Origin of the sequence: Pedobacter sp. SL55, from assembly GCF_026625705.1 — a bacterium.
Taxonomy (GTDB): Bacteria; Bacteroidota; Bacteroidia; order Sphingobacteriales; family Sphingobacteriaceae; genus Pedobacter.
Genome location: NZ_CP113059.1, coordinates 1,264,735 through 1,289,223, shown reverse-complemented (window position 1 = coordinate 1,289,223; position 24,489 = coordinate 1,264,735). Strand labels below are relative to the sequence as shown.

General features: G+C 38.9%; 17 protein-coding genes. 4 read left to right on the top strand and 13 right to left on the bottom strand.

The features are described 5' to 3' along the window. Window positions 1-196: 196 nt before the first annotated feature. The 5 genes from OVA16_RS05860 to OVA16_RS05840 form a co-directional block, all read right to left on the bottom strand. Entirely contained in the window at window positions 197-1,606 is a 1,410-nt protein-coding gene (locus tag OVA16_RS05860) for a RagB/SusD family nutrient uptake outer membrane protein (protein ID WP_267764148.1), read from the bottom strand. A gap of 16 nt (window positions 1,607-1,622) precedes the next feature. Continuing rightward, window positions 1,623-4,709, bottom strand: a complete 3,087-nt coding sequence (locus OVA16_RS05855) for a SusC/RagA family TonB-linked outer membrane protein (RefSeq protein ID WP_267764147.1) — start codon at window positions 4,707-4,709, stop codon at window positions 1,623-1,625. Between the two features lie 305 nt (window positions 4,710-5,014). Next, on the bottom strand, window positions 5,015-6,517 hold the full coding sequence (locus OVA16_RS05850; protein ID WP_267764145.1) for a RagB/SusD family nutrient uptake outer membrane protein: 1,503 nt from the start codon (window positions 6,515-6,517) through the stop codon (window positions 5,015-5,017). A gap of 29 nt (window positions 6,518-6,546) precedes the next feature. After that, on the bottom strand, window positions 6,547-9,489 hold the full coding sequence (locus OVA16_RS05845) for a SusC/RagA family TonB-linked outer membrane protein (RefSeq protein WP_267764144.1): 2,943 nt from the start codon (window positions 9,487-9,489) through the stop codon (window positions 6,547-6,549). A gap of 154 nt (window positions 9,490-9,643) precedes the next feature. After that, window positions 9,644-12,127 carry a M14 family metallopeptidase gene (locus OVA16_RS05840; RefSeq protein ID WP_267764142.1) on the bottom strand — a complete coding sequence of 828 codons (2,484 nt, stop codon included), beginning with the start codon at window positions 12,125-12,127 and terminating at the stop codon, window positions 9,644-9,646. A 175-nt stretch (window positions 12,128-12,302) separates the two neighbouring features. Here OVA16_RS05840 and OVA16_RS05835 point away from each other — a divergent pair, with 175 nt between their 5' ends. After that, window positions 12,303-13,604 (top strand): UDP-N-acetylmuramoyl-tripeptide--D-alanyl-D-alanine ligase, encoded by a 1,302-nt coding sequence (locus OVA16_RS05835; protein WP_267764140.1) that lies wholly within the window; start codon window positions 12,303-12,305, stop codon window positions 13,602-13,604. 165 nt (window positions 13,605-13,769) lie between these two features. Here the strand turns inward: OVA16_RS05835 and OVA16_RS05830 are convergent, their stop codons facing one another. The 8 genes from OVA16_RS05830 to OVA16_RS05795 form a co-directional block, all read right to left on the bottom strand. After that, window positions 13,770-14,960: a thioredoxin family protein gene (locus OVA16_RS05830; RefSeq protein ID WP_267764139.1), complete on the bottom strand. Its 1,191-nt coding sequence runs from the start codon at window positions 14,958-14,960 to the stop codon at window positions 13,770-13,772. Window positions 14,961-15,121: 161 nt separating this feature from the next. Further along, the gene (locus tag OVA16_RS05825) at window positions 15,122-15,745 is read right to left on the bottom strand and encodes a gliding motility lipoprotein GldH (protein ID WP_267764137.1); all 624 of its coding nucleotides are present in this window, start codon (window positions 15,743-15,745) and stop codon (window positions 15,122-15,124) included. Beyond that, window positions 15,738-17,303, bottom strand: a complete 1,566-nt coding sequence (locus OVA16_RS05820; protein ID WP_267764136.1) for a PSP1 domain-containing protein — start codon at window positions 17,301-17,303, stop codon at window positions 15,738-15,740. Before OVA16_RS05820 ends, OVA16_RS05825 begins: the two co-directional genes overlap by 8 nt. A 2-nt stretch (window positions 17,304-17,305) precedes the next feature. Next, on the bottom strand, window positions 17,306-18,451 hold the full coding sequence (locus OVA16_RS05815) for an ATP-binding protein (RefSeq protein WP_267764134.1): 1,146 nt from the start codon (window positions 18,449-18,451) through the stop codon (window positions 17,306-17,308). 130 nt (window positions 18,452-18,581) lie between these two features. Next, a complete protein-coding gene (locus OVA16_RS05810) occupies window positions 18,582-19,277 on the bottom strand; it encodes a fibronectin type III domain-containing protein (protein ID WP_267764133.1) in 696 nt (231 codons plus the stop codon). A gap of 212 nt (window positions 19,278-19,489) precedes the next feature. Continuing rightward, window positions 19,490-19,828 carry a hypothetical protein gene (locus OVA16_RS05805; protein WP_267764131.1) on the bottom strand — a complete coding sequence of 113 codons (339 nt, stop codon included), beginning with the start codon at window positions 19,826-19,828 and terminating at the stop codon, window positions 19,490-19,492. Window positions 19,829-19,960: 132 nt separating this feature from the next. After that, window positions 19,961-20,818, bottom strand: coding sequence for a DUF4932 domain-containing protein (locus OVA16_RS05800; RefSeq protein WP_267764129.1), 858 nt, complete (start codon window positions 20,816-20,818; stop codon window positions 19,961-19,963). Window positions 20,819-20,859: 41 nt separating this feature from the next. Further along, window positions 20,860-21,093, bottom strand: a complete 234-nt coding sequence (locus tag OVA16_RS05795; protein ID WP_267764127.1) for a hypothetical protein — start codon at window positions 21,091-21,093, stop codon at window positions 20,860-20,862. 397 nt (window positions 21,094-21,490) lie between these two features. On the opposite strand from OVA16_RS05795, the gene aspS reads away from it, so the two are divergent. The 3 genes from aspS (at window position 21,491) to OVA16_RS05780 (ending at window position 24,487) form a co-directional block, all read left to right on the top strand. Then, the gene (gene aspS / locus OVA16_RS05790; RefSeq protein WP_267764126.1) at window positions 21,491-23,242 is read left to right on the top strand and encodes an aspartate--tRNA ligase; all 1,752 of its coding nucleotides are present in this window, start codon (window positions 21,491-21,493) and stop codon (window positions 23,240-23,242) included. A 209-nt stretch (window positions 23,243-23,451) separates the two neighbouring features. Next, entirely contained in the window at window positions 23,452-24,084 is a 633-nt protein-coding gene (locus OVA16_RS05785; RefSeq protein WP_267764124.1) for a peroxiredoxin, read from the top strand. A gap of 94 nt (window positions 24,085-24,178) precedes the next feature. Beyond that, on the top strand, window positions 24,179-24,487 hold the full coding sequence (locus tag OVA16_RS05780) for a thioredoxin family protein (protein WP_267764123.1): 309 nt from the start codon (window positions 24,179-24,181) through the stop codon (window positions 24,485-24,487). Window positions 24,488-24,489: the final 2 nt, after the last annotated feature.

The following is a 24,489-nucleotide window of genomic DNA, read 5'->3' as shown; positions in this document are numbered from 1 at the left end:
TTCGTAACAATCATTCTCTAAATAATATTTCCAGAAGTTTACATGTTCCCCTGATAGGCCCGTCTTGGCAATCTGAAAATTAGCCGATACCACACAAAGCGTAGCGCAAAATCTAGCTTAATAGAAATGTATATTAAAAAGATATTTCCCTCAAATTATTTTGTAATTAGAGGGAAATATGCTAAAAATATTGATATTAGTATAAAGGATTATTAACCAAGTTGGTATTGGCAAAAGTCTCACTTTGAGGCAGAGGAAGTGTATACCTGAAGTTAGTTGGCAACAGAGTAATCGCTTCTGGCGCATTATTCAAGTCAGATGCAATTCTAGAGACTGGAAGATTTTTTCTCTTCAAGTCAAAAAACCTATGACCTTCGTATGCAAGCTCAACAAATCTTTCGGCCAACACTGCATCAACCAATGCTGCACTAGTTGTAATAACGAGTGGTGTGTACGCTGAGATTCTTTTTGACCTCAATGTATTTAAATCAGCAAGACCTAATGCTATACTAGCAGGTGTGTTTTTCTCTGCATTAGCTTCCGCTCTGATTAAATACATCTCTGAAGTTCTGTAATACTTAATATCTTGTATTCCAATTTGACCTGAAGCACCAGGGTACTTGTTAACCAACTGTGGTTCAGGCTTAGTATTATCAATTTTTACTAGTACACCGTATCTAACATCCGTAGCTGCGTTAATACTCGATAATAGTTTGTTTGAAACGGCAAAAAACACATCTCCATTGGACGCTCTTTGCCATAACTCTCCTGGTCTAGTAGTCGAAACGTTTCTACGCAATTTGAAAACGACTTCGGTGTTAACAGCATCTCGAAAAATACTTGGATAAGCGGATGCCTCTGCAAGGGGCAATGCATTTATAACTTCAGTAGAAAAACCAATCGCATTATCCCAATCTTTCTCATACAATGCAATTCTAGCTTGCGTCGCAGAAACAGTCAACCTAGAAATCGAATAAATGTCTGGTTGCGATGCAGGCAACAAACTCTTTGCAGTAACCAAATCCGCTTTTAAAGACGTTAGCACCTCTGAAACTGTACTTCTTGCAGGGTATGTAGCTCTGTCGGGTAATACAACATCATTAACAAGAGGAACGGCTACATCACTTGGATTATATCCTCTAGAATACATTCTTACCAAATCGAAATGAGCCAAGGCCCTTATGGTCAACAATTCACCTCTAATAACTTCTTTTCTAGCTACTTCCGATGGAGTATTTGCGATAACTCTAGGAATAGCGGCTAAAACTTTATTGGCTCTATCGATGGCTCTATAGCTGTTTACCCAATTTGCCGTTAAGTCAGCGCCTAAAGTTGAAGCATCATGCTGCCATTTAAATGCACCTTGGCCCTGTCCTGTATTTTGCGCAGACAGCCTTGACTCATCAGCCATCAAAGTATTTGTGTAAATAATATTTTCAGCATTTAATGCCGAATAAGCTCCCAATAGACCTTGATTCAAATCGGTAACCGTCTGAAATGCGGTCGACTCAACAATAATGTCAGTAGGTCTAAGATCCAGCTTTTTCCCACAGCTTCCTAAGAGTAGAACTATAGAAGCCATTGTTAGTAAATATTTGTATTTCATTGTTTTGCTTTTAAAATTAAAAACTAATATCTAATCCAAACGTAAATGTTCGAGCCGCTGGATATTCAAAGCTTGCTAAGTTATTATTATCCTCAGGATCGAAACCTCTCCATTTTGTCCAAGTATACAAATTCTGACCTTGTGCAAACACTCTCGCATTTCGTACGTATTTAACTTTAGAAAGTAGCGTTTTAGGTAAATTATAACCAATAACAGCATTTCTAAACCTTAAGAATGATGCGTTCTCTATGTCATCAGAATTGAATTGTCTTTGCACTCCATATCTAGGATATCTAGCCACGTCTCCAGGAGCTTTCCATGAGTCAGTTAACATAGACGACAGCTGGCCGAATTGGCTCTGACCACTGTTGGTAAGAAAGAAAACCTCATTATTAAACCTATAAAGGTCATTAACAAAGCTGAAGAAAGCTGATACCTCAAAGCCTTTGTATCTTAGAGTAGAACTAAAACCACCGCTCATCGGAGCTCTGAATGAACCAAACTCCGCTACACTTTGACTTGCACTATAAAGAGTGGTGGTGGTTCCATCTCTGTTAACCCACAACTGATCTCCATTCGCTGGATTAACTCCACCGTTTCTAACAACATAGTGCGAACCCAATGGCAGCCCTACTCTAATGATTGAAGTACCTGATTCAAATTCGTTAACGCCACCTAAGTCTAACACTTCATTTCTATTGTAAGCGAAATTTGCGTCAACAGTCCAAACTAATTGGCGGCTTCTGTTCGAAATAATATCGTAAGATAAGGCTACTTCAATACCTTTATTCTGTACCGTACCTGCATTCTTTGTTAGGCTAGCGAACCCTGTGGTAGATGAAAGGCCTTCCGAAACAAATACATTTTTAGTACGTCTGTCGTAAACGTCTACGTTACCTCTGATTCTGTTGTTATATAATTCGAAATCTAACCCTAAGTTAGCAGTATATGTAAATTCCCAATCATAGTTTGGATCAGCTGGACGAGTAGGTGCAATTGCAGGAGTACCAGCGTAAGTAATTGCGCCATAAGTTGGTAGATATCCAAAATCAGCAGCAATTCCTTCAGCATTCGCAGCAACACCATAACTAGCTCTAAATTTTAACAAGTTTACAAAGGTTAGATCTTTCATAAACTCTTCCCTTGTCATATTCCAGTTACCTCCAAAAGAGTAAAAATTCCTATATCTATTTTGTTCAGGAAGCAAAGATGAACCATCTCTCCTGAAGCTCGCATCTAAAGTATATTTACCATCATAAGTATAATTTGCAAGCGCAATTAGAGAGTAAATGGCTCTCTTATTAATTTGTCCTCCTGTAACTGGAATAAAATTATTTGTTGCTGTACCCGCACTAACTCCAACAGGAGTATTAGGTAATTTTGGGTTTATGCCATAACCAGTATACTGAAATCTCTTGAAACCGTCGTAGATATATTCAAACAAGGCTTGACCACCCACAGCGTGTTTTTGTTCAAAAGTTTTTGCAAACTCTAACCCTGACGTGTTAATAAACTTATAATTACGTTGAAGAACCTCACTATAAGAACCTTGGTTACCTGTAGCTACTGCTGTACCTGGTAAAGACGCAGGATTAACGAATCCAGTATTGTTGGTTTCTCTATAGTCAATACCAGTTGTTGACTTAGCAGACAAATAATCGGTAATCTTGAAACGACCAGTAAGACCTAATGTTCCTTTGATTTGATTGAAATTATTCAATGTATTAAAAATCCTGTCATAAGCAATTGAACCTACCCTAGAATCGAATAAAGGATTTCCGAACATCCCTATATTGGTTAGTCCTAATGGATTTGCCGTTGGGCTTGTCAATCCAATTCTACCATCATATATAAAAGGATTCTCATAAGGTCTCCCTAAGTAAACAGCGGCAAATGGATTAGCTAGAGCTACCGCACCTTCAGACTCGATTCCCTGAGATCTAGAAAAACCAAGAGCTGTTTGAACTCCCAATGTAAATCGTCCAGACGTATGATCTATATTACCTCTAAAGTTATATCTTTCCAAGTTAGACCTGATCGCAATACCATCTTGGTTATAATAGGATCCCGAAGTGAAAAATCTTGTCTTATCACTACCGCCGCTTATGTTAATCTCATGTTGCTGAGTGCTACCCGTTCTAAAAAACAAATCCGTCCAATCAGTATTAATTTTAGAAAGACTGTCCAATTGAAAATCTCTTCTAGCCTGAACAGCAGGTGTTTGAGAAGCATAGCTAGGATTGTTGCGGCTTAATGTCCATCCTGGAAAACTTGTGTTTACTCCTCTCGAACCCAACTCAAATTCGTACTGAAGCCTTTGAGCTGTCGTCATCATCTCAAAATTTGGAGATGTTCTATTTGAAAAGCCGAACTGGTTTCTGTAGGTTACTACTGTCTGGCCAGATACCCCTTTTTTAGAAGTTATTACGATTACTCCATTAGCTCCTCTAGATCCGTAAGCAGCTGTAGCACTTGCGTCTTTAAGCACTGTTACCGATTCGAAATCGTTAGCATTCATAGTTGAGAACACTCCTGATTCTATAGGCACACCATCAAGAATATAAATTGGACCGTTACCTCCGTTTATTGAACCTTGACCCCTTATTACAACCGCAGTAGCATTAGAACCTGGCTGACCAGAACCAGCCAAAGCCTGAAGACCTGGGGCTCTACCCTGCAACATTTGATCAAAAGAGCCCATTGGCACTTGCTCAAGTGATTTCGAACTTACAGAAGAAGCCGCTCCAGAAAATCTCTCTTTTGACGTGGTTGTGTAACCTGTAACAATAACTTCTGTCAGCGCATTTGCATCAGCCGAAAGAGAGGCATCAACAAAAGTTGCAGAACCTATAGTTATTGTCTGCGCTGCGAAACCAATAGAGGTAAATTCCAAAGCAGTAGCACTCGATGGAACAGATAGAGAGAACTTACCGTTGGCTGCCGTGGACGTACCAACATTAGTCCCTTTTACTTTTACACTCACTCCTGGTAAAGGCAGTCCGTCTTCCTTGGAAGTAACTGTACCAGTAATTGTCCTATTTTGCGCCATAGCCGTGGTAGCCACGAATAGCAAAATGAACAAACTTTGTAGAAGTTTTTTCATAAACTTTTTAAAAATTTAGGTTAGTTAATAATTAATTAGTGCTAAATATAGATACATTTAATACGTAACACAAATTTTATTTAACATTTTTTAACAAACATTCTTGAAGGTAAACTTCAAAATACTATCTAAAAAACTTAATTTATCAATTTTTACAAGTGTGTTAAGAACTTTTTAACATAGTGTCGCCTTTATCTAAAACCTTCATTCAACACTAGTATACATTGTAGATCTTCTGATATATTTTAAAAACAAAAGGGAGCAATTTTCATCGCTCCCTTTTGTTTTAATTTATATTTCACATGTTATCTCCAACTTGGATTTTGCTGCAAATTATTATTAGCATTAGCCAATGTTTGAGTAATTGGAAAGGACCACTCTCTAGCTGTTGGCGCCAATGAACAGTTAGTTATTGGAGATAAACTTGGCACCCCACAGGTACTCCCTCTTTGGAGCGTTCTTGTAGTCCTTTTTAAATCGAAGAACCTGTGTCCTTCTCCTACAAACTCTCTTCTTCTCTCATTAGCAATAGCATCTGTTAATGCAGACCCTACCAAAACTTCTGGAACGTAACCAGCAATTCTAGCGGTACGCACAGCATTTAAATCAGCAATAGCTAATGCTTCTTGCGCTGGTGAACTTTTGGCATAAGCCTCTGCTCTGATCAAGTATAACTCTGCCGTCTTCATTGCTATAAAATTTGCATTGGCATTAGACAAAGCGGATTTACCTCTATACTTAATTAATGCCAAAGCCTGCGGATTTGAGGCCAATTGCCTAACATTAGCAAAGTATGCTGCATACCTGATATCTGTTGATCTAATTAAACCTGTTGTACCAGCAACTGTAGCAATCTCTAAAGCTGGTCTAAAATAACTTTGCGTCTGAGTAGCGAAATATACCAAATTCGTCGGGCCTCCTTGGTTTGCATCGAATTGCACATTCCAAATAATTTCTCCCGCAGCAGTCTGATTGTACATTCCGCTGAAAGCAGTCTGCGTGTTCACCAATGTCGGTGCTATCGCAATGCCCGCCGTAGCCGATGCTATTGCTTCTGGGTACATCTTAGCATATAGATAAACTCTCGCTTTTAACAAATGAACTGCTGCTAAAGATAGCCTTGGCTTCACTAAACCTGTGATGTAATAATTGGCATTATCAACATCGCCTAAAAATCCCTGTGCAGCATTTAAATCCGCTAAAAGCTCGTCATAGAATTGCTTGTTATTTAGGCGTGAGGGTTTTGCATTTACATCTACTTTAAATTCCTTCCCATAATTAAGCGCTAAAGTAGTGGTGCTATTGCGGTCATAGTCTTCAGCAAAATACTTAAACATATCAAAGTGAGCTAAAGCTCTAAGCGCCAAGGCCTGACCTTTGATCCTATTAACTTGTTTGGCATTTGCAGCTGTCGCGAACTTATCTATGTTTTGCAGCACGATGTTAGCACTTGAAACAACCTTGTAACCTGCGTTGTAAAATCTAGTAATTTGATCTTCATTAATCTGAAATACCAATTGAGACATTGGCCTAGAGTTGGCTAATGATTGGTTTGTTTCAAATAAATTATCACTCATTACATCTGGCATCAACGCCGACACACTTCCAGTCCCACTACCAGAGCCATAATAATCGGCAGCCCTTAATCCAGCATAAGCGCCATTAAGCACATGTTCAATTTGAACCATGTTCGATGGGTTATTTTCCGCATCAAGCGTAAAATCTGGTGTTAGCTCGATTAAATCTTTTTGGCAGCTACTCAACGATAATATACCTACCATTGCCAAAAGAGCTATTTTTTTATACATATATTTTATATTAAACATAACATCAAAGATTAAAAACCAATACTTAAACCAAAAGTTGCCTGAACAAGCGATGGATACTGCGCACCAGCTAAAACTGAGCCCGTAGCCTCTGGATCGAAACTTCTAAATTTGGTTGATGTCCATAAATTTTGTCCTTGAACGAACACTCTAGCGGATTTTATTTTCAAACTTGATAGTAACGTTGGACGAAAAGTGTATCCTAAAGTGACATTTCGCAGTCTCCAGAAACTAGCATCCTCTACGAATCTAGAAGTTTCTGCTTGAAAATCATTACCGCCTGAAGCATCAAATCTTGGCACATTGGTATTGGTATTAGTTGGTGTCCATTCATTTAACATTTCTGCAGCCAGATTGTCGTAGAAATAATCAGGCCTCGTTAAATTAACTAGATCTGCATTGTACATTACTCTATCCAAGAAAAAATTAAGCTGAGCACTCAAGTCAAAACCCTTATAGGCAAATCTAGTTGTAATACCACCAAACCATGGTGCATCAGATGTACCCAACTTCACCTTATCATTGGCGTCAAAATTTGGAGTGATCGTACCATCTAACTTTCTGTACAATGCGTTACCTGTCGCTGGATCAACACCTACATATGGAACTAAGAAAAGCGTATTTCTAGGACTTCCTTCAGATAAAATGGTCTCGCCTTCAATTCTATCATTTTCTGGTAGCGACAAAATTTTGTTTTGATTGTAAGAAATGTTTGCACCTAAATTCCAACTAAATTCAGTTGTTTTGATCACATCACCTCTAAGTGAAAATTCAACACCTCTATTTCTCAAGTCTCCAAAGTTGCCTGGTACAGTAGTAAAGCCCGAAACAGAAGGATCTACGGGAACATTATAGAACTGATTAATCGCTAACCTATTATAATATTCTAAAGTACCACTCAATCGATTTTTAAATACACCAAAATCTAAACCAACGTTGAAAGTTTTATTGGTTTCCCAAGTTAACAATTGATTTCCTGAAATAGTCGGAGTCCATGCAGTTACTCCAGCGTAAGCGGTCTTAGTCAACTGTGATAGCGGATATTCATTGATCGGTTGGTTTCCTGAAGTACCGTAACTAGCTCTTAGGTTTAATTGACTAATCCAAGAGATTTCTTTGACGAAATCCTCTCTATCGATAGCCCAAGTAGCACCGATAGACCCAAAATTAGCCCATCGTCTATCTAAACCGAAACGAGAAGAGCCATCTCTTCTAATTACCGCATTGATGTAATATTTACTATTATAGCCATAATTTAAAGAAGCAAATACTGACATTAAACCAGTTTGATTACCGTTACCATTTACCGTTGGGATGTAATTTTCATTCGCAGCTGAACCAGGAGTGATACCGGTCTCATTTGGAAAGCCGTTATCTAATCCGAAACCTGAGAAACCGAACGTTCTATAGTCATTTTTAACTACCTCAAAAAACACTCCTCCGTTAAGCTCGTGCTTATCGAAAGTATTTTTATAATTTAAAGAAGAGGTTCCGGTGTAACGGAAATTTCTGCTCATTGACCTAGTTAAGGCACCTTGTCTTGCAAAGCCGGTAGAAGTAATAGGGCTGATATAGGTATCGCCCTCGTTTTGAGTATAGTCTATACCCCAATTTGTTCTAGCATAAAGTCCCTCAACGGCAGGAATGTGATATTCTAAATATGCCGTACCAATTCCCTTCAGCTGTTTAGTGTTACGCTTATTTTCGAATAATTCCATTGCACCATTAGGCTGTCCAGATAATAAATTGCCTCTGAAGTTATTATAACTTCCATCAGGTAACCTATCTACTTCATAAGGGTTACTCCAACGTATCGCATTCAATGGCATATTCGTTACTGCATCACCTTCCAAAGTGTTGTTTCTATTAGAATAGCCTCCTTGCAAACCTAAGCCAAATCTAAAATTGTTTACAATGTTATCCATGTTTAATCTTGCAGTATATCGTTTTAAACCTGTTGTTCTAACAATACCATCCTGATCTAAAAATGATAGTGAGCCGTAAACCTTGCTTTTTTCACTACCCGCACTTGCAGAAATCTGATGTTGTTGAGTCGCACCTGTTTGAAACAAAGCGTCTTTCCAATCGAAATTAACAGCTCTTAAACTATCGGCTTGTTCATCAGTCCATTCATACGGGTTCCCATTTCTCAATTCATAATCAATTTTTTGCTGACTGTTCATTACGATCAGTCTATCTTCAGGCATTTTAGAACGCCCTATTTGCAAATCATAATTGATTTGCAACTGTCCAGCCTTACCTTTTTTGGTAGTGATTACAATTACACCATTTGCACCCCTTGATCCATAGATACCTGTAGATACTGCATCTTTTAAGACTTCAATGCTCTCAAAGTCGCCTTGATTGACAGATTGAAAATCTGCCGCAGAGATCTCTATTCCATCCATAATATACAAAGGCACATTATTACCAGAAATAGATCCATTACCTCTAATACGAACAACAGCATTTTGCCCAGGCTGCCCTCCGTTTGCTGTAACACTTACACCCGATGCAGAACCTTGCAACGCCTGATCGAAAGAGCCAAAAGTCTGTTTAGCCACTTCAGCAGTAGAAACTGTTGCTGTTGCGCCAGAGAACGCTTTTCTATTAATTGTAGTATACCCCGTGGTTACTACAACTTCGTTAAGCGACTTTGAGTCGGTATCAAGTGATACATTAACAGTGTTGCTAGTTCCTAATGCTATCGTTTGAGCAGTATAGCCAATTGAACTAATTTCTAACACCGTAGCGTTAGCAGGAACAGAAACTGCGAACTTACCATCTGCACCCGTTGACACACCTACATTTGTGCCTCTTACTTTTACACTTACCCCTGGTATTGGAAGTCCATCTTCTTTAGAGGTAACTGTACCAGTAATTGTTCTATTTTGCGCCATAGCTGTACTAGCAACGCATAGCAAAATGAACAAACTTCGTAGAAGTTTTTTCATAAAAATTTTAAAATTAGGTTAGTTAATAGTTAATTATGAGGCTAAATATAGACGAATTACTTATGTAACACAAATTTTATTTAACAATTTTTAACATTTAGCGAGTTTTAAACATTTTAAGAATTCAACATAGCTTATCCCAATTCTCGCCTCCCTAATCCAAAAACACCCCATTTACCAACACCTGCTTACCTCCTTCCCAAAACTGCCTAAAAATCAACCCTGTTGCGATATATAAAACTCGACCTTTACCAATTTCTTGAACACCATACAACATGCCCGAAGCAATTTTAGCCTTAACCTTAGCACCAGCAACGCCAGCAACGTAGCTATCTGGCTTTAGCAAACCGATGTTATATCCATTTTCAAAGGGCTCATAAATATTGGCATCAGTTTTTAGGGTGTAGTAGTATTTACCAATGCCATAGCTTAACGGATGTGTTTGATCTAAGTATACTTTATAGATGGCCCCAGGAATAGAATTGCTAAAATCATCGTGATCTCTGCTGCTGTAGGCTTGCGTATTACTCTTTGCATCGTTGTTTTTAGGTTCTTCTCTGCGTTTGATTTGAAACGGCTTCTTTCCTATAACCGCTGCAATGGCATCCTCTAATAAAATCAACTTACCGCCGGTACTTACCCAGATTGCCAATTGCTCGGCAAGTTTCTCGGCATAGTAACCATCTGGTACAATTAAAGTATTGATTTGATTGATATCCAGGTTTGCGGCAGTAGCTACATTGACTATAGATATTGGATAATTTAATTCTTGCTCAAAAAAATGCCAGATCTCGCCCAGCGACTGCGAAGAAGTTTCTTGACCGCCCAATACAGCTATTTTTGGTGTAGCTAATAACCTGTAGCTCGACGAGCCAAAATCTTTGCCTTTTTCTACATAGCCCGAGCCTAATACGCTAAAAACTACATTATTTTGTGTAAGTAATTGTTGTATAACCGATGTGAAGTTTTTGTTCTTCTTTTCGTTCTCGGCCCTGTACACCAGTAAGGTACCCGCTTTGTAGTTAACGCCGCCAATGGTAAAAGCTTGTTCGGCCATTCTCACTTTGATGTCTTTTTGCTGCAAAGCCACTAAAGTTTTTGCTTCTTCTATTGAACCCCAAGCCAACACCCAAGCATAAGGTTTTGCTACGCTTGGCAAAATTCTTTTTGGCTCTTCTATAAACGAATGGCCACCCAAAACATTTTCCTTTAAACCATAAGCATTTAAGCCATAAGCATAAGGCAATGCCCAAGCGGTAATGTCATAAGTATTAGAATCGGCAACAAAAGTTTGCGGTTCAAATAAAATGTTGGCGAGCACCCCATGTTTCTGCGCCACATTCACCACCATATCGTTTCGCTCCAGCTTAAAAGATTCAACTTTTTGCGTTTCGTAGTTATAACCATTTAAGCTCCTGTCGCCTTTTTCAGAGCCAAAGGCATAGCTGATTTTATTTTTCGTCAGCAGTTCGGCTAGTTTTCTCAATCTCGAAATATTTTGGGCTTTAATTACATAGCTTTTGTAAGCCGTAGCTGGTGTTAAACTTTGTTCAAAGAACTTCCTGAATTCGGTCACCAATTTTTCGGCATAGGCCGATGAAATTTCCAAGGTAGACATAGACGTAGCAAAGTGATGTGATATGCGATCTTTCAAGGTCAAGGTATCTCCATCTGCGGTGACCACGGCCAAGCCTGCTTTTATCCCGCCCTGTTCGTAAGTCATCCCTATAGCGCCATTATACAACGGATAGGTATCGCCATAAGATGGATAAAGTAAATCGAAACGTTCTTTGGTAAAGTATTGCCAACCATTTTCATCGAAATACTTTGCGTTATTTTTTCCTACGATGACCTGAAAATCCCTTTGCCAAGCGGTAACCGATTGATGTATCGGCTCTGCAGCTGGTGCGAAGTAATAGGGCTCGTTGTAACCCTGCTCATGAAAATCGACATGAACCTGTGGCAACCACTGGTGATATTGCCTTAATCTTTGCTCACTTTCTATTTGCGTTTGCCAAGCCCAATCGCGGTTCAGATCAAAATAGTAATGGTTACTTCTGCCACCCGGCCAAGGCTCATAATGTTCTCTAGCCGCTGGGTCTGGATTAGGCACCGTACCAACCACACTATTAAAATAATTTACGTACCGCTCTCTCCCATCGGGGTTTAAGCAAGGGTCGATAATTACTATCGTATTCTTTAACCATTGCTTAGTTTTTTCATCCTTCGCTGCTGCTAAAGTGTATAACACTTTCATCGCTGTCTCGGTAGAGTTGGCTTCGTTGCCGTGTACATTGTAGCTTAGCCAAACAATTACGGGTTGTTTAGCTAACTTTACCGATTTATCATTATTAGAGATAGCAATGTTGTTGGTTCTAATTTGCTCTAAACGTTGCATGTTAGAGGCATCAGAAATGATAGCCAACAGTAATTCTCTTCCTTCGTAGGTTTTGCCGTAAGATTGCAGCTTTACGTTTCCTGCCTTTGCGGCAACCTCTTTAAAATAATCGACTACCTTTTGATGCGCAGAAAAACGAGTACCCAATTCGTAACCTAAAAAGTTATCAGGGCTTTGTATTTGCGCAAATAAGGACGAGGCAAATAACCCCAACCATAAAACTAGTAAAGTTCTTTTCATACCTCGCTATTAAAAGCCATAGATGCACAGATTTGATTTCAATAAAAAAAGAGTACGATAACTCTGCGACAAAAAATATCCGTGCATCTGTGGCTACATCAATATTACTAAAAGAAAATTTGATTTCATTGAAGCATTCGTAATTTTACAAAGTACTATTTATACATTTGGCAACATGGTTAACATCGAACAGCTTTATCAACACTATTTAAAACATTCTGTAATTTGTACAGACACCCGTTCTATTAGCGAAGGTTGTTTGTTTTTTGCCTTAAAGGGCGATAAATTCGATGCCAACCAGTTTGCAGAGAAGGCGATAGCTGATGGTGCGGCATTTGCCATTGTAGATAATCCGACGTATGCCAAAGGCGATCAATTTATATTGGTGGATGATGTGTTGAGCACTTTACAAGAGCTAGCTAAGCATCATAGGAAGCAATTGAACATTCCAGTAGTTGGACTAACAGGAAGCAACGGCAAAACTACTACCAAAGAATTGATTAGGGCGGTACTAGCCGAACATTTTAAGGTTTTTGCTACCAAAGGCAACTTAAACAACCACATTGGCGTGCCTTTATCTATTTTAAGCATAGCTGATGATATAGAAATTGCCGTGATTGAAATGGGCGCTAACCACCAAAAGGAGATTGAACTCTTAAGCAACATTGCACAGCCTACCCACGGTTTGATTAGCAATGTTGGTATGGCACATTTAGAGGGCTTTGGCGGTTTCGAAGGAGTGAAAAAAGGCAAGGCAGAACTATATGCTTATCTGAGCCAAAACAATGGCTACGCTTTTGTAAATGCGACAAACAAAGATTTAACCGAAATGGTGAACAAGGCTGGTGTTAAAAATATAGTTCGCTATAATATTGCCGAGAAAGGCGCCGTACAAGGTGTATTGAAACACGGTGATCCGCTAATTGAGTTTAATTGGAGTTTTAATGGAGAAAGCCACGAAGCCAAAGCAAACCTCACGGGCACCTATAATTTCGAGAATATTTTAGCCGCCATTAGCATTGGTTGCTTCTTTAAATTGAGCCCTGCGGAGATTAATAAAGGCTTAGCCGATTACTTCCCTAACAACAACCGCTCTCAGTTGACTAAAACAGAAAAGAATACTGTCATCTGCGATTTTTATAATGCCAACCCTAGCAGTATGGCTGCCGCCATTACCAATTTAAACAGCCTCACTTCTACTCATAAGGTTGCTATTTTGGGAGACATGTTTGAGCTGGGCGATGAATCTGCTACACAACACGAACGCATCATAGCACTGGCAATTGAAAATAAAATTGACACGTTAATATTTATAGGCCATCACTTTTATAATGCCAAAGGCAATTTTAACACTAACTTTTTTGCTACACCAATAGAAGCTACTACGTTTATTGAAAGCCAAAACTGGAAAAACTCGCTTATTCTGTTGAAAGGAAGCAGAGGAATGGCATTGGAGCAGCTGCTGCCGCTTTTGTAAATTTTGAATGATTTTTTTTAATTGATGGAAAAGAAATTGCTATCTCTTTAAGATCCCAGACTAAATCTGGGATGACGAGATAGGAAAGCTAGTAAAAATACGATTAACCAACTTCAACAGTTAACCGATTAAACAAGTTTTAACTTTTGACTTTCTACTTTTAACTTAATTAGCACCCATATTCTGCAACGCCGCTCTCAGATCTTTTTTAATTTCCTCTGGAGTATTGGCATCCGCTAACATGGTATTTGCAATTCCTTTAAATTTATCGGTTTGTTTGGTTTTAATGTAGATAATTGCTTTCACAAAATCTTTTAAATAAGCTACTTCCTTTTCTTTTGCAGCAACCGGAATAGCATTAAACTTATCTAAATAAGTATCCAACTTGCCTTCCTCAAATAAGATGGGACCAAAAGCCATCATGGCATTACATATTTGCTGATAACCTGCTTTATCCGGGTTATCCAAAATCTCATTAAAAGCAGTTAACGCCTGGTCTGTTTCTTTGTTTTCTAAGAAATATTGGGTTTTAAAGTAGTTAAAAACGAAAAACGAACTTTTAGGAACATATTTATCCAATATACTTTTAACCGCTTCAAAGTCTATCTCTTCTGTAACCTGCACCTCTTCAGAAAGGGCAAACTGAATGGCTAAACTTACCAAACGTTCCTCAAAATCATCTTCGCTATACTTACCTACTTTAATGATTTTATTTTTGCTGGTAGAGAAATACGTTAAATCCTTTTCTTTGGGCAGTACAAACGCATAATTCATAATCAAGTCAACCAAATCCGAATCACCTAAAATATCGGGTTTTGCCGCTAAAAAATCTTTGCTGATATATCCAAAATCTTCATCTTGTAGTTCTACAGCTTGTTTTGCAAAATTTAAAAACTGTGCATTGTTTAGCTTCAAAGCATTCTTTTTTAGCGTATAATATTGTGCTTCTGGATTTTTTGCTTCCTTAGCCAAAGCCAAAAACTCATCTGCCGCAACAAAACCTATACCCTTGTGTAACATTACGCCATCTGGGCTGATAAAGATCAAATTTGGATAGGCAGAAACATAATACCTGTCGGCCAGCATTGCGCCTTCGCCCTTTTCCATATCGTATTTTACGTTAATGAAATTTGCATTATAAAAATCAGCGACTGCTTGATTGGTGTAGGTTTCTGCATCCATTTGCTTACATGGACCACACCAAGTTGCATAAGCATCTAAAAAGATGATCTTGTTTTCCTTTTTTGCTTTCTCCAGTACAGAAGTCCATGTAGGATTTTCTAAAAATTTGATTTCGGCAGCGTTTACCGAAAATGTAACCAATAGCAGACAAGCCGCCAATAATCTCTTTCTCATATACAATAATGACTAAATGTTAGAATTTTGAATGATTAAATTATCTTCCAAACTTCCAACAATATAACCTTGCAGCAATTTAATAATTTTAACCACAAAGACACGAAGAATGCAAAGCTTTTAATAGTACCACGACCAATTCGTAAATCTAAAATCGTAAATCACTTCACTTCAATACCCACATCGCTGATACCAACTAATGGGTTATCTCGCATATTTTGTTCTATCTCTATGCTGTATTTTCCGGTATCCGCAAAGCGATGGTTTTTAAGTAGTGGAAAAGAGTAAGTATACAAATCTCCCGACCCTTTACCTAACCAAGTGCCATCGGCTTTCGCTAGTTTAAACTGATAGCGGATCTTTTTTCTACTTTTCGCATCCTTTAAAGTTGCTAATACAAACAAATTTGAATACCGATATGCTGTATTAATACGCAATTTGAAATTAACTTGATAAGGCCTGGTTACATCCTTAATTTCAAAATCGGCCTTTGCAGCATTAGCGTACAACCATTGGTTATCTTCGATACTTTGATTGGTATCAACTATGGTGTTGAAATTGCAGGAAAAGAAAGTAAATAAAAAGCAGAAAATGGCAATAATATGCAATTTAGAGAAGATATTTGTTAAAAATCCTCCCCCTACCCCCTCCAAAGGGGGACAAGCATACTGCATAGTCCTTCTAACTTCTAAAGCTTTGCCTTCCTCTCCCTTAGCTTCCCGAAGCATCGGGATTTCGCACAGCTCAACCTTATTCCTAATCCCTAATCCCTTACTCCTATTCATTTGGCTTTGGTCCTTGGTCTTTATTTTTATCTCCTTGCTGCCTATTCCTATTGCGGTTTTTATTTCTATTTCTATTGTTACGCTTTTGCTCTGGGTTACCACCTTCGCCTTGCGCTTGAGGCGCTTCCGCCTTTGAACTAGGCTGGTTATTCGCCTTATCTTCTACAGGCTTTTGAGGTTGACGCTGGTTTTGTTGTGGCCGATTTTCCTTTTTCTGCTGGTTTCTTGGATTTTGCTCTTGCTGAGGCTTTTCCGAAGATTTAGCCTGTTGCTGCCTATTTTGGTTCTGGTGTCTATCTCTGTTTTTAGCTCCGGCTTGTCCGTTTCTATTCTCGCCGTTCTCTTTATCGCCACCTTGATTAGACTGAGGCCTATTTCTGTCACGTTCTCCACGCTCTCCTCGTTCTCTATTGTTGCGGTCTTTATTGCTACGGTTACGATTGTTCCTGTTGCGATTTTTCTCATCTAAGCGGGTTAAGCTGTCCTGACCAACCACATTTTCGTAGTCATGCGTTTTTTCTACCACAGCCGTAGTTTTCAATTCCACCGCTTCGTCTTTCAAGTTGCTTGGCTTTTCGCCGCGTTTGTTCATCGCCATGATTTCTTTCACACGGTCAACCTTTAACGGGATCCAATCTTCTTGATTAGCATAACTGAACCACATCAGTTTTTTGAAGATATCTGTTTTTTGATGACGGGCAACACCAACTTCGGTTTGTAGCGATTCGATACGATCTGGAATATCTTTCAGAGCATCTAAATAAGTATCCAACTCGTAGTTTAAGCAGCACTTTAACTTACCACATTGCCCGGCAAGTTTTAAGGTATTTAGCGAAAGGTTTTGGTAACGTGCCGCAGCCGTAGAAACCGTTTTAAAGTTAGTTAACCAAGTAGAGCAGCACAATTCGCGACCGCAAGAACCGATACCACCCAAACGGCCAGCTTCCTGGCGCATACCAACTTGGCGCATCTCGATTCGTATACGAAAAGCCTCGGCCATTTTTTTGATCAGTTCCCTAAAATCTACCCTACCCTCGGCGGTATAAAAGAAAGTTGCCTTTGTTCTATCGCCTTGGTAATCTACGTCGCTAATTTTCATAGAAAGCTTTAGATCTAAAGCCAACGTACGGGCTTTATGCATGGTTTCCCACTCTAAGCCTTTTGCTATTTTCCATTTTTCTACATCAGCTTCTGTGGCTTTTCTGTAAACCTTACGCGTAACCTGATCTATCGGCGTCTTCCTACGTTTCAATTGCGTGCGCACCAATTCGCCAGTTAGCGAAACGTGTCCAATATCGTAGCCGCCAGTAGCACCTTCAACGGCAATCAATTCGCCAATTTCCAAATAGATATCATCGTTATTCACAAAAAACTCTTTTCTGGAGCCTTTAAATTTAACTTCTATAATTGGAAAAGATCTATAATTTGATGGCATATCCAGGTTAGACAGCCAGTCGTGTACTTCCATTTTTTGGCAGCCTCCAGTAAGGCAAGAGCCATTACTTTTGCAGCCAGCGGGGGCACAACCACCTCCCGACGAGCAACTTCCACATCCCATAATTAACTGTATATATATTGAGTCCCTTTCGGGAGCGTTTTAAACTTTATAATTTTTACCAGTTGTAAAGATACATCTAAAAACAGAATTTTCGGATTCGCATTACGCTCGATATGGTAATGCGCCTTTTCTAATTCGTTAATTAAGGCTTCTACCATGGCCATATTTAATACCCCTGATAATTTTTTTGCTACTTCTAGGTGCTGAGGAGGCAGTTTTACCAATACCTCGGCTCCACTAATAATTAATCCACACTCACGCAAAAAGTTGATACCGTACTTGATATAATTTTTCTGATTTTCCCTGCCCCAGCTTGCCGCAGTTTCGGTAAAAGCCATCATATCTGGTACTCGGTTACCGTAAGCCATACGCAACCACTCTGCAAAATATCCCGCATTGTTATTCGCTTGGTCGGCCAGCAAAGCATTGGCTTCAATCAAATTTCCATCAGCCAAAAAGCTGTATTCTTCTGCTTGGTGGTCTGAGAGATTGGCTTTATCTATCAAATACTGTTTTACCACTTCATCTTGCAACTTAGGAATTTTTACAATCTGTGTACGAGATAAAATAGTGGATAAAATCTGTTCTTGGTTCTGTGCAATCAAGATAAACAGGGTTTTCGCAGGCGGTTCTTCAATAATTTTAAGTAGTGCATTTCCTTCCCTATCTAAATACTCTGGCAACCACATAATGAGCACTTTGGTATCGGCCTCGAAAGCTTTGTAGCTTAATTTTTTGATGATATCGTGCGCCTCGGCAATGTTGATGTTCGCCTGCTTGTTATCTGCACTTAATTTAGAGCGCCAAATATCTAAATCGAAGTAAGGATTTTCGAGCACCATGTTGCGCCATTCTTCCAGCACATCTGTCGCAATTTTCACATCTTTAGAAGCAAAAAATGGATAGGAGAAATGTAAATCTGGATGAATTAGGCGTTCGTATTTACGGCAAGAAGCACATTCGCCACAGCTATCTTCGGCTGTTCTGTCTTGGCAGTTAATGTACTGGGCGTATGCAATAGCCAAGGGCACTGCACCACTTCCGGCAGGCGAAAGAAAGAGTTGCGCATGGCTAACCCTGTTTTCGGCTACGGTTTGCAATAAGTGTTGCTTTACGTCTTCTTGTCCAATAATCTCTTTAAACTGCATTGGTGCAAAATAAGAAATAGATGTGAGTTTTGAGATATGAGATGTGAGATTTTGATGATGGTTAATAAGTGCTCAAAACATTTACCATTTACCCACAATGACTAATTATTGCCTAACAAACATCTAATTGCTACCTTTTTACCAGTACAGCTTCGCTATAATTTATGGTGCCGTTTAAATCTACCTGCGCAAGCCTTACATAAATTGCCTGCCCAGTTTTTAAGCCATTATTTAATTCGTCAGACAATTCGGATGTTTTAGCGCAACCTGCCATACCACCTATTACTAAAGCAACCATTAACAACCTAAGCCATTTGTTTCGGGTAGCCGGCAATAAAAATAAGCCCAATAAACCAAAACCAGCCAAGGCAATTTGCCCTAACGGAAAGCTGAAAGTATAACTTAGCTCGGTTGCAGCATTACCATTGGCTGCTTTTGAAGCTACTTTGGCTAAATCGGTCCAAGTGCGGCCATTAGCAGGAACCTGAACAAAAAAGTGGCTGTTGTTACTTTCGCTGCTGGTTTGCCAATTTACAAGTAAGTTGTTTCCCTTAACTTCGGCCTGTAAACTTTTAAGCTCTATTGGCAATACTTGAGGTGCTGTGGTAAAGCTTAAAGGGCTAACTGTCCAGTTGCCATAGCTGTCGCCATTGTAAGTGCGCATCCAAAGGTAGTACGTAGTAGATGGCTGTAAATTACTTAGATTAATGCTTGTTCCCGTAGCTACACTAGTTGCGGCAGTGTTATTGCTTGGAGCAGTGTTGCTGGTAGATAAATAGTATGGGTAGGCATTTGCAGCAGGCGTAAATTCCAAATCGTCAACCATTAAGCTTAAATTAGGATCTTGACGGTAACTAATGTTTATTTTCTTAACATTCTCCCAATTAAGGCTAACGTATTCGAAACCACCACCCCCGAAAGGGCCAGCACTAACGATTTTCGAATACAGCTCTACTCCAGTCTCACTAAAACCTTTAATGGTTTAGGTTTCGTTACTTGAAGAGAAAGTATAAAAATTTGCCCAAAAACCTTTAATGTTCAACGGAATATTACAAAAAAGGTGCTCCTGTCGGCAGAACCTCTAACATACCACGAACTAGCTCCTGTATGAGCACCCCCATTGTATTCTCTAATATCGTCATTATAATCGAAAAACCAATCGTAACCGCCGTTGCTCCAAACTTGTGTACCAAAAGGCTGCTCAAAACCTTCTGCTCTAACAGAAGTCGATAGCGTTGCTGTAGAAGCTACCCAACTAACGGTTGTTGTATTTGCTGTAATATTATTAGCAGTTAAAGCTGTAGGTGCTGTTTGCGCTAACGACTGTAAAAAAGAAAAGGCAAGAAGTGTAAAAACACAAGAAAGTTGTTTGATCATAATTTGATATTTCGATAAAATCTTACCGAAGATAGAAAAACCTTGGGGAATACTCTTATTTTGAGTAAAACAAAACAGCAAGCAATTGCTGCCACAAACTAATTTTCACTTAGTACACCAAGGATTAAGCTGCTACTGCACAGCACACCATTTGATCAATGCTGGATAAAGTTGATCTATTTTTTGCTTCTTACCTTTTGAACGCAGGTTTTTCAAGGTTGCAGTAAACTCATTCATCTTTGTAAAACCACGACTGATCATAATTTCAATCACTTCTTTTTCGATTTCGGCAATTAATTTAGGGTCACGTTTCCAATTTTCTTGGGCGTAAAGAATAAATACGGCGAAGGTCATGTACTCGTTAAAAACCTTTTCTCCGTTTGGATAATATTCCGTTCCGTAGGCTTTTTTATTTACCCACTTGTTGCGATCCTTTAATGCCGCTTCTATATCGGCTTTCAATTTTTTGCTGGGTATGTCAACATAATTGTGGTCAATTTCTGTAAACATTACCCTGGTATTAAACGCTTCCGAAGCTTTTCCACTCTTACCTTCTGGGTCTGAAACCGCCGGTAAAACCATTTCAATTAATTTAAAATCGCCTTCGGTATAACCTGTGGTGTAGTTTAGCCCGTTAATTAGCGGGGAGGTGTAGATTACATAACAATCATTTTTCGCTTCGAAATTTTTCTCCAGCCATTTCCATTGCTTTTCGAGGTTTACCTTACGCTTATAGTCATCATAAATTTGTCGGTATAGCGGCTGTTGGCTTTGGTAAAACTTCCTGAAGCCCGATTTTTTGGCAAAAGCCTCAATTTCTTTTTTATAGGTAGAAATTGGATTTTTATCGATTTTTACGTTGGCCGCTGCATTGGCGGTAAACAAATATACCTCACTTGGTTTTAAAGTATCAGCATCGAATTGATAGGTTTGCGAGTTACCCGTAAAGAAAATATAGTTAAGCGGCGTCACTTTCATCAGCGAATCCATTTTAAGGATAATGGGCTCGGTTTTAAATGGTTTAAATTGCTTTAAGATGTTTTGATAATGCACTCCCCTTTCTGCTCAAACATGTCATCGTTTTCGAGACCAGAATTGGTAATGGCCAGCATAGTGATGAGTAGTTCCTTTAACTCGTTTACTTCGATATGGAATTTACCCCTGTTTTGTTTGATAAATTCTTTAGTGAAATTTACTTTTTTGTGCTGTGCAACTGATGGTAATGCAAAAATAGCTAAGATTAGAACAGCGATAATTCTCTTCATAAATTGTTTGATTTCGTATGAATAATTAATGTCTGGTTCCCCAAAAATTGGATTGACAAGCAAGATCCGAATTGTTTTAAGGGTTGGCAAATATAGCTAGAATGTTTAAATGTAATTTTTGTAATTGCTACAAAGCAGGTTTTAGACCGACTTAGAGCTGACCTAGAAATATTGGCAAAAGGCGATGTTAACTAGACCGGATTGAAACGGAAACCCCGCATCCCGAGCTTGCCTCGGGAGAGGAGTTGCAGTGTAAAGCCGGACTAACGTTGATTGAAAAACAGGTATTGCTCTTCAAAAAAGGATTATTTAACTCCTTTAAAGGCTAAATCTAAAATCGTAAATCGTAAATCATAAATCAATTCGTACTTTTGCGGCTTATACATTTGAAATAAATATGTTAAGAACAACTACTTGCGGTGCGTTAAACCTCGAAAACTTGGGCGAAAACGTTACTTTGTGCGGCTGGATGCAGAACTCTAGAGATTTGGGCGGAATGACTTTTATCGACATCCGCGATCGTTATGGCATTACCCAATTGGTATTTAACATGAACGATAATGCCAATTTATGCCAGCAAGCCCGTGAACTTGGTAGAGAATTTGTGATTAAAGTGAGCGGAACTGTAGTTGAGCGTACCAATAAAAATAAAGAAATCCCAACTGGAGATATCGAAATAAAGGTTACTTCACTAGAGATTTTGAACGCAGCGAAATTGCCTCCGTTCTTAATTGCTGATGAAACTGATGGTGGCGACGATTTACGCATGAAATATCGTTACTTGGATTTACGTAGAAACCCCGTGCGTAACAACATGGTTTTGCGTCACAGAATGGCACAATCGGTACGTAGGTATTTAGATGGATTAGATTTTATTGAGGTAGAAACACCTGTTTTAATTAAATCTACGCCAGAAGGTGCTCGTGATTTTGTGGTACCTAGCCGGATGAATGCTGGCGAGTTTTACGCATTGCCACAATCGCCACAAACTTTTAAGCAATTGCTAATGGTTTCTGGTTTCGATAGGTATTTCCAAATTGTGAAATGCTTTAGGGATGAAGATTTACGTGCGGATAGACAGCCAGAGTTTACACAAATAGACTGCGAAATGTCGTTTGTAGAGCAAGAAGATATTTTGAACACTTTCGAGGGTTTGATTAGAACTTTGTTCAAAGAAATTAAAGGCATTGATTTGCCAGAAGTACCTCGTATGCAATACAGCGATGCCATGCGTTTATATGGTTCTGACAAGCCAGATACGCGTTTCGAAATGCTTTTTGTAGAGCTTAACGCTATCGTTAAAGGCAAAGATTTTGCAGTTTTCGATAACGCAGAATTGGTAGTGGGCATTAACGCTAAAGGTTGTGCACATTACACTCGTAAGCAGTTAGATGAATTAACAGATTTTGTGAAGAAACCTCAAATTGGTGCTACTGGTTTGATTTACATGCGCCACAACGAAGATGGTTCATTAAAATCGTCGGTAGATAAGTTTTACAACGAGGATGAACTGAAAAAATGGTCGGCAGCGTTACAAACCGAGCCAGGCGATTTAGTATTGGTTTTAGCTGGTGCGGTAAAAGAAAAAGTACAAAAACAAATGAACGAGCTGCGTTTAGAAATGGGTTCTCGTTTAGGCTTACGCGATAAAGATAAGTTTTCGGCACTTTGGGTGTTAGATTTCCCACTGTTAGAATGGGATGAGGAAAGTGAACGCTATCACGCCATGCACCACCCTTTTACTTCGCCAAAGCCAGAAGATATCGCTCTGTTAGATACCAAACCAGGCGAGGTACGAGCAAATGCTTACGATATGGTATTGAACGGTACTGAAATTGGCGGTGGTTCTATCCGTATACACGATAAGGAAACACAGGCTTTAATGTTTAAGCATTTAGGTTTTTCTGATGAAGAAGCGAAAAAACAATTTGGCTTCTTGTTAGATGCTTTCGAATATGGCGCTCCGCCACACGGTGGTTTAGCCTTCGGTTTCGACCGTTTGGTATCTCTTTTTGCGGGTTTAGATACCATTAGAGATGTAATTGCTTTCCCTAAAAACAACTCGGGCAGAGATGTAATGATTGATAGCCCAAGCACAATTGATAATAAGCAATTGAAAGAATTGAAGATTAGTACAGTTGGCAGTTAACAATATTAAGTTAGCAGTTTGCGATTAGCAAAAAGAATAGCAGCCCCGATAAAAATCGGGGCTTTTTGCTATAGTTAAAATTTAATATTTCACTTAAAAAAATAGTTTTTGTCTATAAGGATATCAAAATTTAGTATCGGTTTTGGATTGTCTTAGCCTTTGTTTTACCCTATCTTTGCGGCAAGAAAAATTTAAAAACAAAAATAATTATGAGTTTCGTAGGTAAAAAATTCCCTAGTATTACAGTTGATGCCATGTCTGAAATGGGCGACGATTTGAAAATCAACGTATTTGAAGAAGCAGTAAAAAATAACTCTAAAGTATTATTATTCTGGTATCCAAAAGATTTCACTTTTGTTTGCCCTACCGAATTACACGCTTTCCAAGCAGCTTTAGCAGATTTCAAAGAAAGAAATACGGTAGTAATTGGCGCATCTTGCGATACCAACGAAGTTCACTTTGCTTGGTTAAACACAGCTAAGGATAACGGCGGTATTGAAGGTGTAACCTACCCTTTAATTGCTGATACACACAGACAATTGGCAGGTACTTTAGGTATCTTAGATCAAGAAGTAGATTATACCGAAGAAGGCGAAGAAGTTTTCTCTGGTTCAAACGTATCGTACCGTGCTACTTATTTAATTGATGAGACTGGCAAGGTATTCCACGAAAGTGTAAATGATATGCCTCTGGGCAGAAACGTGAAAGAATATTTACGTTTAATTGATGCTTACGCTCACGTACAAAAACATGGCGAAGTTTGCCCAGCTAACTGGGAAGAAGGTAAATCGGCAATGAACGCAACTAGAACTGGCGTTGCTGAGTACTTAAGTGCTAATTAATTAGAACAGAAAAACCACAAAGGCACAAAGAACACGAAGTATAAAGAAAACCTTTGTGTTTTAGTGCCTTTGTGGTTAAAAATCTTTTAAAATCATGTTTTTAGAATTAACAGAAGATAATTTAGGCCAATACCTTTCAGACAATAAGAAAGTGATGGTGCAATATGCAGCTTCGTGGTGTGGCAACTGCCGTATCATGAAACCAAAGTTTAAAAAATTAGCAGCAGAAAATGAAGATGTAGCATTTTTAATTGTTGATGCTGAGAAGTTTCCGGGTTCTAGACAGTTTGCAAAAGTAGATAACTTACCCACTTTCGCTGCTTTTGAAAACGGTGCTCTGGTTGATCAGGCTCAAACTAACAAAGCAGAAGTGCTAACCGATTTATTTACTAAAATCAAGTAGTT

What these genes read in the sequence shown, in the direction of transcription:
- OVA16_RS05860 (WP_267764148.1), bottom strand. Translation starts at nt 1,606, where the DNA reads ATGAAATACAAATATTTACTAACAATGGCTTCTATAGTTCTACTCTTA.
- OVA16_RS05815 (WP_267764134.1), bottom strand. Translation starts at nt 18,451, where the DNA reads ATGCAGTTTAAAGAGATTATTGGACAAGAAGACGTAAAGCAACACTTA.
- OVA16_RS05795 (WP_267764127.1), bottom strand. Translation starts at nt 21,093, where the DNA reads ATGAAGAGAATTATCGCTGTTCTAATCTTAGCTATTTTTGCATTACCA.
- OVA16_RS05855 (WP_267764147.1), bottom strand. Translation starts at nt 4,709, where the DNA reads ATGAAAAAACTTCTACAAAGTTTGTTCATTTTGCTATTCGTGGCTACC.
- OVA16_RS05820 (WP_267764136.1), bottom strand. Translation starts at nt 17,303, where the DNA reads ATGGGATGTGGAAGTTGCTCGTCGGGAGGTGGTTGTGCCCCCGCTGGC.
- OVA16_RS05830 (WP_267764139.1), bottom strand. Translation starts at nt 14,960, where the DNA reads ATGAGAAAGAGATTATTGGCGGCTTGTCTGCTATTGGTTACATTTTCG.
- OVA16_RS05825 (WP_267764137.1), bottom strand. Translation starts at nt 15,745, where the DNA reads ATGAATAGGAGTAAGGGATTAGGGATTAGGAATAAGGTTGAGCTGTGC.
- OVA16_RS05835 (WP_267764140.1), top strand. Translation starts at nt 12,303, where the DNA reads ATGGTTAACATCGAACAGCTTTATCAACACTATTTAAAACATTCTGTA.
- OVA16_RS05810 (WP_267764133.1), bottom strand. Translation starts at nt 19,277, where the DNA reads ATGGTTGACGATTTGGAATTTACGCCTGCTGCAAATGCCTACCCATAC.
- aspS (WP_267764126.1), top strand. Translation starts at nt 21,491, where the DNA reads ATGTTAAGAACAACTACTTGCGGTGCGTTAAACCTCGAAAACTTGGGC.
- OVA16_RS05800 (WP_267764129.1), bottom strand. Translation starts at nt 20,818, where the DNA reads ATGGATTCGCTGATGAAAGTGACGCCGCTTAACTATATTTTCTTTACG.
- OVA16_RS05840 (WP_267764142.1), bottom strand. Translation starts at nt 12,127, where the DNA reads ATGAAAAGAACTTTACTAGTTTTATGGTTGGGGTTATTTGCCTCGTCC.
- OVA16_RS05850 (WP_267764145.1), bottom strand. Translation starts at nt 6,517, where the DNA reads ATGTATAAAAAAATAGCTCTTTTGGCAATGGTAGGTATATTATCGTTG.
- OVA16_RS05780 (WP_267764123.1), top strand. Translation starts at nt 24,179, where the DNA reads ATGTTTTTAGAATTAACAGAAGATAATTTAGGCCAATACCTTTCAGAC.
- OVA16_RS05785 (WP_267764124.1), top strand. Translation starts at nt 23,452, where the DNA reads ATGAGTTTCGTAGGTAAAAAATTCCCTAGTATTACAGTTGATGCCATG.
- OVA16_RS05805 (WP_267764131.1), bottom strand. Translation starts at nt 19,828, where the DNA reads ATGATCAAACAACTTTCTTGTGTTTTTACACTTCTTGCCTTTTCTTTT.
- OVA16_RS05845 (WP_267764144.1), bottom strand. Translation starts at nt 9,489, where the DNA reads ATGAAAAAACTTCTACGAAGTTTGTTCATTTTGCTATGCGTTGCTAGT.